General features: G+C 34.6%; 13 protein-coding genes. 4 read left to right on the plus strand and 9 right to left on the minus strand.

Features of this window, described 5'->3' with window-relative positions; all coding sequences use genetic code 11:
- Window positions 1-11 precede the first annotated feature (11 nt).
- The gene (locus FNW17_RS04860; protein ID WP_143390023.1) at window positions 12-425 is read left to right on the plus strand and encodes a hypothetical protein; all 414 of its coding nucleotides are present in this window, start codon (window positions 12-14) and stop codon (window positions 423-425) included.
- A gap of 93 nt (window positions 426-518) precedes the next feature.
- Complete coding sequence (gene pafA / locus FNW17_RS04865; protein ID WP_144071019.1) at window positions 519-2,132, plus strand: alkaline phosphatase PafA; 1,614 nt, start codon at window positions 519-521, stop codon at window positions 2,130-2,132.
- A 306-nt stretch (window positions 2,133-2,438) separates the two neighbouring features.
- Here the strand turns inward: pafA and FNW17_RS04870 are convergent, their stop codons facing one another.
- From FNW17_RS04870 to gltB, 6 genes are all read right to left on the minus strand, one after another.
- On the minus strand, window positions 2,439-2,738 hold the full coding sequence (locus tag FNW17_RS04870; RefSeq protein ID WP_144071020.1) for a type II toxin-antitoxin system RelE/ParE family toxin: 300 nt from the start codon (window positions 2,736-2,738) through the stop codon (window positions 2,439-2,441).
- A 4-nt stretch (window positions 2,739-2,742) separates the two neighbouring features.
- Window positions 2,743-2,961: a hypothetical protein gene (locus FNW17_RS04875; protein WP_144071021.1), complete on the minus strand. Its 219-nt coding sequence runs from the start codon at window positions 2,959-2,961 to the stop codon at window positions 2,743-2,745.
- Between the two features lie 194 nt (window positions 2,962-3,155).
- Entirely contained in the window at window positions 3,156-3,875 is a 720-nt protein-coding gene (locus FNW17_RS04880) for a hypothetical protein (RefSeq protein WP_144071022.1), read from the minus strand.
- Window positions 3,876-4,070: 195 nt separating this feature from the next.
- Window positions 4,071-5,291: a diaminopimelate decarboxylase gene (gene lysA / locus FNW17_RS04885; RefSeq protein ID WP_144071023.1), complete on the minus strand. Its 1,221-nt coding sequence runs from the start codon at window positions 5,289-5,291 to the stop codon at window positions 4,071-4,073.
- A gap of 180 nt (window positions 5,292-5,471) precedes the next feature.
- Entirely contained in the window at window positions 5,472-6,926 is a 1,455-nt protein-coding gene (locus tag FNW17_RS04890) for a glutamate synthase subunit beta (RefSeq protein ID WP_144071024.1), read from the minus strand.
- A 4-nt stretch (window positions 6,927-6,930) separates the two neighbouring features.
- Window positions 6,931-11,445, minus strand: a complete 4,515-nt coding sequence (gltB, locus tag FNW17_RS04895) for a glutamate synthase large subunit (protein WP_449404053.1) — start codon at window positions 11,443-11,445, stop codon at window positions 6,931-6,933.
- A 378-nt stretch (window positions 11,446-11,823) separates the two neighbouring features.
- On the opposite strand from gltB, the gene sucC reads away from it, so the two are divergent.
- The gene (gene sucC, locus FNW17_RS04900; RefSeq protein WP_143390018.1) at window positions 11,824-13,017 is read left to right on the plus strand and encodes an ADP-forming succinate--CoA ligase subunit beta; all 1,194 of its coding nucleotides are present in this window, start codon (window positions 11,824-11,826) and stop codon (window positions 13,015-13,017) included.
- A 41-nt stretch (window positions 13,018-13,058) separates the two neighbouring features.
- Here the strand turns inward: sucC and FNW17_RS04905 are convergent, their stop codons facing one another.
- The 3 genes from FNW17_RS04905 to FNW17_RS04915 all read right to left on the minus strand — a co-directional run bounded on the left by FNW17_RS04905 (window position 13,059) and on the right by FNW17_RS04915 (window position 15,048).
- Window positions 13,059-13,724 (minus strand): NAD(P)H-binding protein, encoded by a 666-nt coding sequence (locus FNW17_RS04905; protein ID WP_143390017.1) that lies wholly within the window; start codon window positions 13,722-13,724, stop codon window positions 13,059-13,061.
- 92 nt (window positions 13,725-13,816) lie between these two features.
- Window positions 13,817-14,275: a DUF1456 family protein gene (locus tag FNW17_RS04910; RefSeq protein WP_143390016.1), complete on the minus strand. Its 459-nt coding sequence runs from the start codon at window positions 14,273-14,275 to the stop codon at window positions 13,817-13,819.
- 101 nt (window positions 14,276-14,376) lie between these two features.
- The gene (locus FNW17_RS04915) at window positions 14,377-15,048 is read right to left on the minus strand and encodes an alpha/beta hydrolase (protein ID WP_317129765.1); all 672 of its coding nucleotides are present in this window, start codon (window positions 15,046-15,048) and stop codon (window positions 14,377-14,379) included.
- A 192-nt stretch (window positions 15,049-15,240) separates the two neighbouring features.
- Between FNW17_RS04915 and FNW17_RS04920 the strand changes: the two genes are divergently transcribed.
- Window positions 15,241-15,642 (plus strand): excinuclease ABC subunit B, encoded by a 402-nt coding sequence (locus FNW17_RS04920; protein ID WP_144071025.1) that lies wholly within the window; start codon window positions 15,241-15,243, stop codon window positions 15,640-15,642.
- Window positions 15,643-15,678 lie beyond the last annotated feature (36 nt).

Below are 15,678 nucleotides of genomic sequence, written 5' to 3' on the forward strand. Positions count from 1 at the left end.
TTTTAAAAATAATGACTAAAATAAAATTAATTGCAATTTTTGCTTTTCTCGCATTGGGGATGAACCAATCTTACGGTCAAACATACAAATTCAAAACTTCGGGTTTGAGCGTTATGGAAAAAGATCAAAAAGGGAATTGGGGAAAATGGTCGGATTTGAGTTTGGTCAATATTTTAGTAAAATTAGATACAGACAAAAGCCGAATTGTAGTGTATTCAGAGATTATTCAATTGTTTGAAATTATCGACTACATCCCATTGGAAGAAAATGAAAACGACAGTGTTTATTCATTCACCTGCAAGGACAATAATGGAGAAGATTGCACGCTTTCAATCATTACCCGAAAAAAACAAGACAACCGTAAGCAACTTTACATCAATTATGAAGATAGAATTATACTGTACAATATCTTCAATTACAAATAATCGTTTTGTTGGTTAACTTTTGATTAATTTATCCTTCTCCAGTCTTATTTCTACTAAGCGAATCCGTATTTTTGTGTAAATAATATATATAATATGAAAAAGTTATTTTTGCTGCTGTCGTTTATTATCATTTTAAACCTTCAAGCGCAACAACGTCCCAAATTAGTGGTTGGAATTGTAGTCGATCAAATGAAAATGGAATATTTATACCGTTTTTCGGACGATTTTTCTCCTAATGGTTTCAAGCGTTTGATGGAAAAAGGATTTGTTTTTCATAATGCCAATTTCAATTATATGCCCACTTATACTGGTCCCGGGCACGCTTCAATTTACACCGGAACAACTCCTTCGGTCAATGGAATTGTTGGTAATGATTGGTTTAGTAGAAAGTTAGGAAAATCGATGTATTGCACAGACGATGCTTCTGTGAAAACGGTTGGCGATGGAACAGCTAAAGAAGGAGCGATGTCTCCAAAAAACCTGTTAAGCACTACCATTACTGACGAGTTGCGGTTGGGGACTAATTTCAAAGGGAAAGTAATCGGAATGAGTTTGAAAGATCGAGGCGCCATTTTGCCAGCGGGACATTTTGCGAATTGGGCTTTTTGGTACAGTGAAACTGGCTCGTTTATTTCGAGTACATTTTATGGTGCAGCATTGCCGGATTGGGTAACGGAATTCAACAACAATAAAAATTATATGACCTATATCAATAAGGGTTGGAGTTTATTGAAACCTGCTGCCGACTATAACGAAAGTTTACCTGATGACAATCCGTATGAAGGTAAATTATACAATTCCGAAAAACCTGTTTTTCCATACAATCTAAAAGAAATGTATGATAAACACGGTGCCGAAGTAATGCGTTCGACTCCTTTTGGAAATGATTTATTGGCTAATTTTGCCAAAAAAGCCATAGAGAAAGAAGAATTAGGAAAAGACAATATCACCGATTTTTTGACGGTTAGTTTTTCTTCAACTGATTATGTAGGTCACATTTTAGGGCCAAGATCAATGGAATTACAAGATACGTATTTGCGATTAGACCTAACTATTGCTGATTTCTTGGATTATTTAGATAAGACAGTGGGTAAAGATAATTATTTACTTTTCTTGACCGCCGATCACGCTTGTGCTGAAAACGCCACCCATCTTAAATATCATAAATACAATGTTAAGAATGTTCCGTCTAAAGATATTTCTAAAGGGATTAAAGAGTTTTCTACTGCAACTTATGGCGAAAATCTCGTAGTGGAATATTCAAATTTTAATATTTATTTTAATAAGGATATAATCAAATCCAAAGGTTTGGAATTAGCCAAAGTAAAACAAACTTTCAAGGATTATATGATGACGCAGGAGCAGGTAAAACGAGTTTATAGCGAGGAAGAGATTTTGGCTTCGACTGGTAATGATTATTTTCTAAATTTTATAAATAACGGTTATGATGTTTCGCAAAACGGTGATTTGGTGGTGCTAGACAAACCTGGATATATAGAATATGGTGCAACAGGAACTTCTCACGGAACACCATATGCTTATGACACGCACGCTCCTTTGCTTTTTTACGGTTGGAAAATAAAACCGGGAGAAAGTTTCGATAAAAAAGAAATAACTGAAATTGCGCCAACACTAGCATTAAAACTCAAACTTGAAATGCCAAACGGTACCGAAGGCAAGGTTTTGACGGAGATTTTGGGGGAGTAGTAAAACTATTGTAATTTCTGAAACCCTGAATATTAATAATTTTTTTATTTTTAATGCTATTGTGCAGATAAAACTTTCTACTCCTTTTGTCACGCAGGAAGCGTCTCAAACAAGTCGCAATATAATTTAGACGCTTTTGGCAGTGTGATAAAAAGCAAGAATGAATTATTGGTCAAATAGAATTATTATTTTTGACCTCATTATTTCCAAGAAATAAATCCCATTTCATTTTTATTGAAATGGGATTTATTATGTTATGCAGCATCAAATAGAAAAAAGATTTTATTTTGTACAAAACACTATTTCCTAATCGTGTTTTATTGGTTTCTTGGTTGGATTTCGCCAAGTATTGAAAACAGCATATACAATTATCTTATTCCCTTCAATTTCATAAATAATTATGTATGGAAAGTTTTTTATAAAAGCTTCTCTATAAGGTTTTCTCTTGATTTGATAATGTTCAGGATATTTTTGAACGCGTTCTAAATAACTTTCCAAAGTTTCTAAAAAGCGATTTCCTAAACCAATCTTTTGTTCTTCATAGTACAAATAAGCTTCTTTAATGTCAAGTACAGCTTCTTCTTTAATTTCTAATGAATACTTCATTTTCTTATGATTTCAGAATGCTTTCTTTAGCTTCTTTCCAAGAAAATGATTTGCTTTCACTGTTTAAATGTCTTTTTCTACGGTCATCAATTATTTTATAATCTTCTGCCGTAAGTTGGTCTTGATCTTCTTCTAAAACCGCTCTAACTTTTTCTAAAATTGCTTCTTTTCGGGTGTTCAAAAGCATTTCTATCAGTTCCATTTTTGTCAGTTGTAAATTCATAATACTTTATTTTATAGTTTCAAAGATACATTTTTTATAGTTTTGTTTATTTGTTGTTTCGAAATAATTCTTTATTTCTGACACAAATCTACCACAATTTATTCCAAAAAAATACCCCCAAATAGTGTCTAACTTTTTGGGGGCAGTCTATTTATTGAAATGGGATTTGTTAGGTATAAAAATCAGCGTTTTACTTATTTTACTAGCACTGCGTCTTCAATAAGAATATCGTATTTATAACCCGAACCTAAATCTTTGTTTAGAACGACGGTTCCTTTAAGAGTAACGATAGCATCTATTTTTACCTTTTCTAAAGTAGTAATCGTAATATCATTAAATCCGTTAAAACTTGATCCGTCTTGTAGGTGAATCCAATTTTTATTCATTATTTCGGGCATAAATTTCATCACTTTTCCAGTTAGAATCACCGTTTTACCTTCTAATTTATCTCTACCAAAGAATAAATCGTGTAAAGAGATACCACCTTTGGCTAAAGTAATTCCTTTAGACAACTCGGTTTTATTAATTATTGTTTGAGGAGCCATAGCTTGTTTTGTATCTGCTGGTGGGTTAGGATCAACTAAAGCTTCAACAAAGAATACAGAATCAAAAGTTCTTTTTAAATCTTTACTCTCAAATTTTTTCATCTCCATTCCGCCTTCATAAGTATAGGTTTTTCCTATTTCTATAGTTGATAGCGGAACAGCAATCCAATATTCCTTTTCGCCTTCAGTTACTAAAAGATAAGTGTATGCTGTTGCATTTAGAACCTTTTTTATTATAACTGTATGCAAGTTAGTGTTTTCAACTACCGTTTCTTTTATGGTTTCGGTATTTTCGTCTTTAGGTTTACATTGTACCAAAACTAGTATTGCTAATACACTTGCAACACTCCAAATTATCATTTTTTTCATTTTTTAAGGTATTAATTAATTTGAAGTAAAAATAACTAAATTAAAAGCTAATAAATATGATAAATCTCACTTTATAAAAAAGAATTGATAATAGTATTTCTGACCCAATAAACTTGTAATTCCCAAGTGATTTCCAATACTAATTATACAAAAAAATCCCATTTCATTTTTAATTGAAATGGGATTTGGTATTTGTTATTCGGATGCAACTAAGGACGGCAACGGAATTTGATTTTTTAGTAAATCTTCAAAAGTTTCTTGAGCACGTATCAGGTGTCCCTCTCCGTTTAGCCATAATGCTTCTGCTGGTTTGTAACGGGAATTGTAATTTGATGCCATCGAAAAGCAGTAAGCTCCAGCATTTTTAAAACAAAGAATATCTCCTTCATTGATTTCGGATATTCTGCGGTTGTTTGCAAATGTATCTGTCTCACAAATGTATCCAACAACAGAGTAAAAGCGCTCTTTTCCTTTTGGGTGTGATATGTTTTCTATATGATGTTGCGAGCCATAAAACATTGGGCGGATTAAGTGATTGAAACCACTGTCAATTCCAGCAAAAACAGTAGATGTTGTTTGTTTTACTACATTTACTTTAGCCAAGAAATACCCCGCTTCGCTAACTAAGAATTTTCCTGGCTCAAAAATCAGGGTCAAATCTTTTCCGTATTCTTTACAAAAGGCATTGAATCTTTTGGATAGTTTATTTCCTAATTCTTCAATATCAGTTTCGATATCGTCTTTTTTGTAAGGTACTTTAAATCCACTTCCAAAGTCAAGAAATTCAAGTTCTTTGAAACTTCTTGCAGCATCAAACAAGATTTCTGCAGCATACAAAAATACTTCGATATCAAGTATATCGGAACCAGTATGCATGTGGATTCCCACTATTTTCATTTTAGTGTTTTCAACAATACGAACCAGATGTGGTAACTGATGTACAGAAATACCAAATTTACTGTCAATATGTCCAACAGAAATGTTTGCGTTTCCGCCAGCCATAACATGAGGATTGATACGGATACAAACAGGCACATTTGGATGTTTTGTTCCAAATTGTTCCAATATTGATAAATTGTCAATGTTGATTTGAACACCCATTGCTGATACTTCTTCTATTTCTTCTAGAGAAACTCCATTTGGTGTAAAAAATATTTGATCTGGTGAATATCCAGCGTGAAGTCCTAATTGAACTTCTTGGATAGAAACGGCGTCTAAACAGGAACCGCATTCTCTCAACAATTGAAGAATGGCTACATTTGATAATGCCTTCATCGCATAATTGATACGTAATTTTTCTACTTTAGAAAATGCGTCTGTTAATCTTTTATATTGTGATTGGATTTTTGCCGCATCATATACGTATAATGGACTACCGAATTGTTCTGCTAATTGTACTAAATCTTTTGCTTGCATTATATTAAATTTTATGCAAATTTATTATTCTTTATTGATTCTCACAAGGATTAAATTTAAAAATAACAAATTATAACAAAATGTTTGATTATAAACAATAGTTGTTATTATATGGATTTTTAAAACAAAAAAAGACCCTGAATCACTTCAAGGTCTTTATAAAAATATTTTATGTTTTTATTATAAGGAAGGCAAATCTCCACCTTCTTTGGTAGGTAAATTTGTTTTCCCCATTAGATATAAATCAACTTCTCTTGCTGCTTCACGACCTTCGGAGATCGCCCAAACGATTAATGATTGTCCTCTTCTCATATCACCTGCGGTAAAGATGTTAGGAACATTCGTTTGGTAATTATTTGCTTTGTAATTGCTTCTGAAGTCAGTTTCAAGTCCTAATTGACTGCTTAATGTTTTTTCTGGACCTGTAAATCCTAAAGCTAATAAAGCCAAATCACAAGGCCATATTTTTTCAGTACCTTCCACTTCAATTAATTCAGGTCGTTGGCCAGGAACTAATTTCCACTCTACATTTACTGTTTTAAGAGCTGTCAATTTACCATTGGCATCTTTAACGAATTCTTTGGTATTAATCAACCAGTTTCTTTCGCAACCTTCTTTATGTGAAGAAGATGTTTTTAACTGTAAAGGCCAAAAAGGCCAAGGAGTAGTTTCGCTCCTTCCTACAGGAGGTTTTGGCATAATCTCGAAATTAGTTACTGATTTTGCGCCGTGACGATTTGAAGTTCCAACGCAGTCTGAACCGGTGTCTCCACCACCAATTACGATAACATCTTTACCTGTTGCCAATATTTGATTTTCTACTTTTTGACCAAAAACTACTTTGGTTTGTTGCGTTAAGAAATCCATAGCTTGAACTACACCGTCTGCATCTGCTCCCGGAGTTGGTAAACCTCTTCTTTCTGTAGCTCCACCACAAAGTACAATTGAATCAAATGCTTTTAGATCGTTAATATCATAATTAACTCCAACATTAGTATTTACTTTAAATGTAATTCCTTCTGCTTCTAAAATAGCCAAACGACGGTCAATAATTCCTTTTTCTAATTTAAAATTTGGAATACCATAACGCAATAACCCACCTATAGTATCATCTCTTTCAAATACAGTAACTAAGTGTCCTGCTCTGTTCAATTGTTGTGCAGCTGCTAATCCAGCTGGACCAGAACCTACAACAGCAACAATTTTTCCTGTTCTTGTTTTTGGTGGTTGCGGTTTAATCCATCCTTCTTTGAAGGCACGTTCGACAATATTTTTTTCAAGATTTTCAATCGATACTGGATCTTCAATAAGACCCAATACACATGCTTTTTCGCAAGGTGCTGGGCATAAACGTCCTGTAAATTCTGGAAAATTATTTGTAGAATGTAGTATCCAAGAGGCTTTTTGCCATTCACCTTGGTGTACCATATGATTGAAATCGGGTATCAAATTTCCTAGAGGACAACCGCTGTGACAAAAAGGTATGCCGCAATCCATGCAGCGAGATCCTTGTTTTGTAATTTCAGCTTCACTCAGGGCAACCGTAAATTCATTATAATTTACAACACGTTCTTCTACTGCAATATATGATTCATCTTCTCTTTCGAATTCTTTAAAACCTGTAACTTTTCCCATTGTATTATGCTGTTAATTCTTCAAAAATTTGTTCTTCTGTTTCCAGACGTTTCAACGCTTTTTTGTACTCAGTAGGCATTACTTTAACAAATTTACTTAGGCTATTGTCCCAATCTGCTAATAATTCAGCACCTCTTGTACTATTGGTGTAGGCAACGTGTTTTGCAATCAATGCTTTCAATTCTGCAGCTTCTTCCGCTTCAATGGTTTCGAATGCTATTGATTCAGTGTTGCATAAACCGTTTGTGAATTTGTTTTCTGGATCGTAAATGTAAGCGATTCCTCCACTCATTCCAGCAGCAAAGTTTCTTCCAGTTTTACCCAAAACAACTACTTTTCCACCTGTCATATATTCGCAACCGTGATCACCTACTCCTTCTACAACTGCTATTGCGCCTGAATTACGAACAGCAAAACGTTCGCCAGCAATTCCATTAATATAGGCTTGCCCTTCGATAGCTCCAAACAAGCAAACGTTACCTACAATAATATTATTTTCAGCAATGAAAGTAGCTTTTGCAGGTTTTTTGATGATTAATTTAGCTCCAGAAAGTCCTTTTCCTAAATAGTCATTGGTGTTTCCTTCGACGGTAAATGTTAATCCGTGAGCACTAAAAGCACCTAAACTTTGACCAGCAGAACCGGTGAAGTTGATATTTAAGGTGTCTTCTGGCAAACCAAGATATCCGTATATTTTTGAAATTTCATTACTTACAATAGCTCCAACCGAACGGTTCGTGTTATTTATAGGATAATTCAAAGTCATTTTTTCTTTTCTGTACATCGCGCGATGAGAATCTTTCAAGATTTGGAAATCAAGAACATTTTCTAAATTATGATCTTGTTTTTCAGTATTTCTAACAATTCTTTCACTGTATCCATCTGGTGTATGTAAAATAGCGGATAGATCTAATCCTTTCGCTTTATAGTGCGTTATCGCTTTATTGGTATTAATTTTATGCGTTTGTCCCACCATTTCCGCTAATGTTCTAAAACCTAACTGAGCCATAATGCCTCTTAGCTCTTCGGCAACATAGAAGAAGAAGTTAATTACGTGTTCTGGAGTTCCTTTAAAGTTTTTACGCAATTCTTTGTCTTGGGTTGCAATACCCACTGGGCAAGTATTTAAATGACATTTACGCATCATAATACAGCCTGAAGCTACAAGTGGAGCAGTAGCAAAACCAAATTCTTCGGCACCTAATAATGCAGCAATTGCTACATCGCGACCTGTTTTTAATTGTCCGTCACATTCTAAAACAATTCTACTTCTTAGGTTGTTTAAAACCAATGTTTGTTGTGCTTCGGCCAATCCAAGTTCCCAAGGTAAACCAGCATGTTTCAATGATGTTAATGGAGATGCCCCAGTTCCTCCATCATAACCTGCAATCAATACAACATCCGCTTTTGCTTTGGCAACACCCGCAGCAATAGTTCCTACACCAACTTCTGAAACTAATTTCACGTTGATACGAGCTTCTCTGTTGGCATTTTTCAAGTCGAAAATTAATTGTGCTAAATCTTCGATAGAGTAGATGTCGTGGTGTGGTGGTGGCGAAATCAATCCTACATACGGAGTTGAATTACGCGCTTCAGCGATCCAAGGCAATACTTTTTCACCTGGTAATTGTCCGCCTTCTCCAGGTTTTGCACCTTGAGCCATTTTGATCTGAATTTCTTTTGCGCTAGACAAATAGTGTGAAGTTACTCCAAAACGTCCCGAAGCCACTTGTTTTATAGCCGAGTTACGACTGTCTCCATTCATATCGGGTTGAAAACGTTTTCTATTTTCTCCACCTTCACCTGAATTAGATTTTCCACCAATACGGTTCATAGCGATAGCTAGGTTTTCGTGGGCTTCTCTAGAAATAGATCCGTAAGACATCGCACCCGTTTTGAAACGTTTTACGATTTCTGTCCAAGGCTCTACTTCATCTATTGAAATTGGATTGAGATTGTCAAATTCGAATAAACCACGAATGGTCATTAAATGGTGTGCTTGATCATTTACGGCTTTAGCATATTCATCGTAGCTGGATTGATCACTCAATCTTACTGCTTGTTGCAATTTGGCGATGGTAGTAGGATTGAACATATGTCGTTCTCCGTTACGTCTCCATCTGTATTCTCCACCAATATTTAATCCTAATCGGTTTGGTATTAAATGGTCTGGATATGCATATTTATATCTTTCGCTAATTTCTTTTTCAATTTCATACAATCCAATTCCTTGAATTCTAGATGTGGTGTATGGGAAGTATTTTTCAACAAATTTAGAATTGAAACCAACAATTTCGAAAATTTGAGAACCTCTATAAGAGTGTAAGGTAGAGATTCCAATTTTGTTCATGATTTTTACAATTCCATTTCCAATGGCTTTATTGAAATTGTGAACAGCTTTTGTTTCGTCGATACCAGTAATAAATCCTTCACGCACTTGAACGCGGATAATTTCGTTAACCATATAAGGATTGATAGCACTTGCGCCATACCCGAATAAAGTAGCAAAATGGTGCGGTTCGCGTGGTTCAGCAGATTCGATTATAATATCAAAATAAGAACGCTTACGCAAACGGTTCATTTGATGATTAACATAAGAACACGCTAATAACGATGGAATTGGAGCTAAATCCTTATTCACGCCTCTATCCGATAAAATGATAATATTGGTGCCTCTTTCTACAGCTTTTGTAACTTGAACTATTAAGGCTTCTAAAGCATCTTCTAAACCATTCAATCCTTTTGCTTTTGGATATAAAATTTCAAAAGTTTCGGCGTGGAAATGATCGATAGAGATAGCTCTAATTTTTTCTAAATCCTTATTAGAAATTACCGGATTTTGAATTCTTAGTTTTCTACATTGTTTGCTAGAAATATCAAAAATATTACGGTCTTGACCTAAGGCTAAACTAATGTCGGTTACAATTTCTTCCCGAATTCCATCCAAAGGGGGATTGGTAACTTGAGCGAATAATTGTTTAAAGTAATTGGCAATTAATTGGGGTCTGTCTGATAAAACCGCTAGCGGTGTATCAGTACCCATTGAGCCTAGCGTTTCTTTTCCAGATTGAGCCATCGGTGTAATTACATCTTGAATGTCTTCTAAAGTGTAATTAAACAAACGTTCTCTTGTAGCTAAATCGATAGTTTCAATAGAACAAACTTCTGATGAACTTGGGACATCTTTTAGGTGTAATCTATATTGATTTAACCACTCTTGATAGGGTCTTTCAGAAACGATTTTGCTTTTTATTTCTTCATCATTAATGATGCGTCCTTCGTTCATGTCTACCAAGAACATTTTTCCTGGTTCTAATCTTCCGTGGCTTTCTACATCTTCTGGGGCAACATCGACAACACCAATTTCTGATGCCATAATCAATTTACCGCTTTTGGTAACAGTGTATCTTGAAGGTCTTAAACCATTACGGTCTAATAAGGCTCCAACATAATCTCCATCTGAAAACGGAACAGAAGCAGGTCCATCCCAAGGCTCCATAATACAAGCATTGTATTCGTAAAATGCTTTGCGTTCTGGCGACATTGTTTGGTGTTTTTCCCAAGCTTCTGGAATCATCATCATCATTACTTCTGGCAATGACCTTCCGGTGTGCATAAGCAATTCGACCACCATATCCATAGAAGCAGAATCTGATTTTCCAGGAATAATGATTGGGAATAATTTGTCTATTTGTGCGCCAAAAACCTCACTTTTCATGATTTCTTCACGAACACGCATTCTACTCACATTTCCACGCAAAGTATTGATTTCACCATTTTGACAAATGTATCTAAACGGTTGTGCCAATTCCCAAGAAGGCATGGTGTTGGTAGAAAAACGTTGGTGAACTAAAGCCAAACGAGTTACTAAATCGGTTTGTTGTAAATCGGTATAATAAGGACCAATATCTTCGGGCATAATAATACCCTTGTATATTAAGGTTGTTGTAGAAAAACTAGGAATATAAAAATAAGAGCTTTCGGATATCTTAGAATTTATAATCGTATGTTCGGTAATTTTACGTGCAGCATATAATTTTGCTTTGAATGTAGCGTCGTCAATTTCTTCGCTTTTACCAACGAATATTTGATCAATTTTTGGCTCAGAAGCCAAAGCAATTGGACCCAGTTGAGAGGAATCAACAGGAACTTCTCTCCATCCTAAAATGGTTAATCCCTGATTTTTGATTTCATCTTCAAATAATTTTTTGCAAAAAACATATTGATTTTCGGCTTTTGGTAAAAAAACCATACCTACTGCATATTCACGTGCATTTGGAAGTTTGAAATCACAAACTCTATTGAAGTATTCGTGCGGTATATCAATTAATAGACCTGCACCATCACCCGTTTTCCCGTCGGAACTCACACCGCCACGATGTTCTAACTTTACAAGGATTTCTAATGCGTCGTGAATGATTTGATTTGTTTTCTCGCCTTTAAGGTTGCAGATGAATCCAGCCCCACAGTTTTCATGCTCAAATTCTGGCGAATAAAGACCTTGTTCTTTAATTTTCATGCTTATTAATTTTTATGCAAAAATATAGATTCTATTTATCACATCAATTTTTATATTTGTGTTTAACTTATTTTTGCTATAATGTTAAAAAAATGTCCAATAAATAGCAATTAATCATTCACGAACACATAAATTAACAAAATGACAATTCTTTTTTTATATAAAATAGGATTTTGAAGAAAGATTATTATGATTTTTGCTTTTTTATTAATAATTTTCAATCAATAATTGTTTTTGAATTTTATTGTTTTAAAAAGTTTCATAATTTTAAGCTTTTGAAGTAAATTTTCAGCCTAATTTTATATTGAAATAAAAAAGATTTTGTTTTAGGTTGAATTTTGCTAAGTTTGTACCTTTATCAAAGAAAATAACTCAATAATGGATATACACGAATACCAAGGAAAACAAATTTTAGCCAGTTATGGTGTAAAAGTGCAACGTGGTTATGTAGCCAACAACCCAATAGAGGCGGTTGCTGTTGCAAAACAATTGACTGCCGAAACTGGAACAGGATGGCATGTTATCAAAGCTCAAGTTCACGCTGGTGGACGTGGAAAAGGTGGTGGAGTAAAGCTGGCCAAAAACTTGCAGCAAGTTGAGGAAATTGCAGAACAAATCATCGGGATGCAATTAATTACGCCACAAACTTCTGCCGAAGGAAAAAGAGTTCACAAAGTTTTGATTGCTGAGGATGTTTATTATCCTGGTGAAAGTGAAACTTCTGAATTTTATGTGTCAGTATTATTGAATAGAGGGACAGGTCGCAACATGATTATGTATTCTACCGAAGGTGGAATGGATATCGAAGAAGTGGCAGAACATACTCCTCATTTAATCTTTACCGAAGAAATTGATCCTACGGTTGGATTGCAAGGTTTTCAAGCCAGAAGAATTGCTTTTAATCTAGGTCTTTCCGGAAATGCTTTCAAAGAAATGGTGCAGTTTGTAGATGCTTTATATAAAGCTTATATTGGTTCTGATGCTTCAATGTTTGAAATTAATCCAGTTTTAAAAACTTCAGATAATAAAATTATTGCTGTTGATGCTAAAGTAAATTTAGATGATAACGCTTTGTTTCGTCATCCTAAATTAGCCGAAATGCGTGACGTTCGTGAGGAAAACCCAATCGAAGTAGAAGCCAAAGCAGCTGGTTTAAACTATGTAGATCTTGACGGAACTGTAGGTTGTATGGTAAATGGAGCTGGATTGGCTATGGCAACGATGGATTTGATAAAATATGCAGGCTATGAGCCGGCTAATTTCTTAGACGTTGGAGGAACTGCCGATGCAAAACGTGTGGAATTAGCGTTCCGAATCATTTTGAAAGATCCGAATGTAAAAGCAATTTTGATTAACATTTTTGGTGGAATCGTTCGTTGTGACCGTGTGGCTCAAGGTGTTGTTGATGCCTACAAAAATATGGGAGACGCTATCAAAGTGCCAATAATCGTTCGTTTACAAGGAACTAATGCAGTGATCGCAAAAGAATTAATTGATAATTCTGGAATGCCAATTTTATCGGCTGTTGAGTTTCAAGAAGCTGCTGACCAAGTTAAAGCTGCACTTTCTTAATTATAGAAATTATAATATATTGAAAATCCTGAGTGAAAAACTCAGGATTTTTTATTTGCTATTTCTTGTATTTCATCGGATTCTATTATATGAAATCCTTTGTAGTTTTTTTGTGCAATAGTAAACATAGCTTTGGCAACCGATTCACTTTGTATGGGTTTGTATTTTTTTATTTTTCCCGTGAATACAAATGAAAAAAGTTTCATAAAAAAAGCACCAATTTTTTCTCCCAAACGAAATTCTTTTCGATTGCCTAAAAGTAATGAAGGTTGTAATACAGTAACACTTTCGAACGTACAGTTTTTAAGAAAATCTTGGATTTCTCCTTTTGTTTTCAAATAAAAATTACCAGAATTGGCATCAGCACCAAGAGAAGAAATTATTAAAAATTGTTTCACTTTATTTTGCATTGCAATTGTTGAAAATTCTTTGGGATAACCAAAATCTACTTTTCTGAATGCGTCTTGACTTCCGGCATTTTTTATTGTTGTGCCAATGGTACAAAAGAAATCGTCACCAAAGACTAACTCTTTATAGGTTTCCGGTTTATCAAAATCTATAATGTGTTGCTCTAATTTTGGATTTTGAAAGCCTGAATCTCTTTTTACAAAAGTGATGACTTTTCCATATTCAGTACTTTCTAAAAGAAGTTCTAAAAGGTGGGAACCTATTAATCCAGTGCTACCAATAATCAAAGCCGTTTTCATATGTTATGTTTATTGTTTTTTATTGGTCATATGTAATTCGCATATCTTCATTGGTGTTTGCGACCAACTTTAGGTGATGCTCATTTCATAACTTATGATTTTTTGTTTTTCCCAAAATTAAATTTTACTTTTTCAACCACTTGTACCTTTGGAGGTGGTTTTTTGAAAGGTTTCTTTTTAGCCGCTGGCTTCGTTTTAGCCGGACTTTGGTCGCCTCTTGCTCTTTCTTCGTCTTTTGGCTTTGCTTTAAATTCGGGTCTTTCTGAAGCTCCTTCTTTTGCAGGAATTTCAGCTTTGTGTTTTGCCAAAACAGCTGTTGGATTTTTTGGGTTTTCTTTTGTTCCTCGCAAATGAATTACCAATCCGTTTAGGAAGTTACGCAACACTTGGTCGCCACATTCCACATAGTTTTCGTGATTTTCGGCACGGAAAAAAGCACTCAATTCTGTTTTCGAAATTCTGAAATCTACTAATTCTAGGATTTCAACTATTTGGTCGTCTCTCAACATTAAGGCAACGCGCAGTTTTTTGAAAATATCGTTGTTTGTCATAAGTCAGTTTGTTGTTTAGGGTTTGCTTCGCCAGTTCGCTGACGCTCGTGTGTTGTTGGTGGTTATGCAACTATAAATTACCAACCATAAACTATCAATTGTTAAAAAAGCCAAAGATACGCATTTGCAAATCCATCTCGCCATAATTTTTCGTTATGTTGACCGTCTTTTACAATCTTCTTTTTGGTTAATTTCTTGCATTCACATCGTTTTTCAGAAACCAAATCGTCTATTTTGTTGAGGTCAGTAATCATATCAGCATCACCTTCGTTATCGCCACAGAGGAAATAAATTTTGGTTTTAAGCTTTGGAATTGTATTTGTCAATTCAATAATTTCCTTTGGGTTTAACCAAAATGAAGACGAAAAAATTCCCGCCTTCCCAAATACTTCTGGATATTTCAAAATCGAATAATAGGAAATCAACCCACCGAGTGAACTTCCCATAATCCTTGTGTTTCGGGTGTTGGTTTTTGTTCTGTATTTTTTGTCGATTTCCGGCTTGAGTGTATTTACAATAAAATCGAGATAATTATCGGCATTTCCTCCGCCATATTTAGCGTTTTTGTATGGTGTTAATTCGGCAATCCGTTTTTCGTTTCCGTGTTCAATCCCAACAACAATAACCTGTGCGTTGAGGCTGTCCAATTTTTCGTCCACATTCCATTCGCCCACATAAGAAGTTTTAGCATCAAAAATATTTTCGCATCGTGCATATAAATCACAGGATATTTCTTTTGGGTCGAATCGTAATTCTTTGGCAAATAAATCCAAATTTTCTTAGTGATATTCAATTGAGGTACATCAATGCTGAAAGTAGAAACCTGTTTTGAAGCGGTGTTTTTCTGGGCAAAGGTTTTATCCGTGGCTATAAAAAGAAGAATAAGTAATGTAAATCGTTGCATCATTGCTATATTTTGTGTTTCGGATAAAAAAACAATATTTTAGCTAAAAATAACAAAGTTGATGCACACTCAAGAAGAAAAAATCAGTTTACTTTTAGAAATGATTGCTTTTGCCACAATTGATGGTAATTTGCATAAAAAAGAATATGCATTTTTGGCTATTGTTGCCAATGAATTGAACATTAGCAAAGCAGTTTTCAATGATTTGTTTCATCAGGAATTGCCTCATATTGTTATAAAATCGGAATTTGAGCGGTTTCATCAGTTGTATCGTTTGGCTTTATTGATGCATTGTGATGGTGTTTTGCACCCCAAAGAAGAAGTTGCCATTTTACAAATTGGAATTAATATGGGATTAAATCCCATTGTCACCAACCGCATTCTCAAAATGATGAAAATGAAACAAAGCCCAATAATTGATGCCGATGTTTTATTGGAAATCTTTAAAGAACAGCATAATTAAGGGTCGTTTTTTTGTAGAGCGTCTCAAATTTTGGTG

This window comes from Flavobacterium franklandianum (assembly GCF_007097365.1).
GTDB lineage: Bacteria > Bacteroidota > Bacteroidia > Flavobacteriales > Flavobacteriaceae > Flavobacterium > Flavobacterium franklandianum.

Bases quoted from the DNA above. Each gene is read 5' to 3' on its own strand.
- FNW17_RS04860 (WP_143390023.1), top strand. From the start codon at position 12: ATGACTAAAATAAAATTAATTGCAATTTTTGCTTTTCTCGCATTGGGG.
- pafA (WP_144071019.1), top strand. From the start codon at position 519: ATGAAAAAGTTATTTTTGCTGCTGTCGTTTATTATCATTTTAAACCTT.
- FNW17_RS04870 (WP_144071020.1), bottom strand. From the start codon at position 2,738: ATGAAGTATTCATTAGAAATTAAAGAAGAAGCTGTACTTGACATTAAA.
- FNW17_RS04875 (WP_144071021.1), bottom strand. From the start codon at position 2,961: ATGAATTTACAACTGACAAAAATGGAACTGATAGAAATGCTTTTGAAC.
- FNW17_RS04880 (WP_144071022.1), bottom strand. From the start codon at position 3,875: ATGAAAAAAATGATAATTTGGAGTGTTGCAAGTGTATTAGCAATACTA.
- lysA (WP_144071023.1), bottom strand. From the start codon at position 5,291: ATGCAAGCAAAAGATTTAGTACAATTAGCAGAACAATTCGGTAGTCCA.
- FNW17_RS04890 (WP_144071024.1), bottom strand. From the start codon at position 6,926: ATGGGAAAAGTTACAGGTTTTAAAGAATTCGAAAGAGAAGATGAATCA.
- gltB (WP_449404053.1), bottom strand. From the start codon at position 11,445: ATGAAAATTAAAGAACAAGGTCTTTATTCGCCAGAATTTGAGCATGAA.
- sucC (WP_143390018.1), top strand. From the start codon at position 11,824: ATGGATATACACGAATACCAAGGAAAACAAATTTTAGCCAGTTATGGT.
- FNW17_RS04905 (WP_143390017.1), bottom strand. From the start codon at position 13,724: ATGAAAACGGCTTTGATTATTGGTAGCACTGGATTAATAGGTTCCCAC.
- FNW17_RS04910 (WP_143390016.1), bottom strand. From the start codon at position 14,275: ATGACAAACAACGATATTTTCAAAAAACTGCGCGTTGCCTTAATGTTG.
- FNW17_RS04920 (WP_144071025.1), top strand. From the start codon at position 15,241: ATGCACACTCAAGAAGAAAAAATCAGTTTACTTTTAGAAATGATTGCT.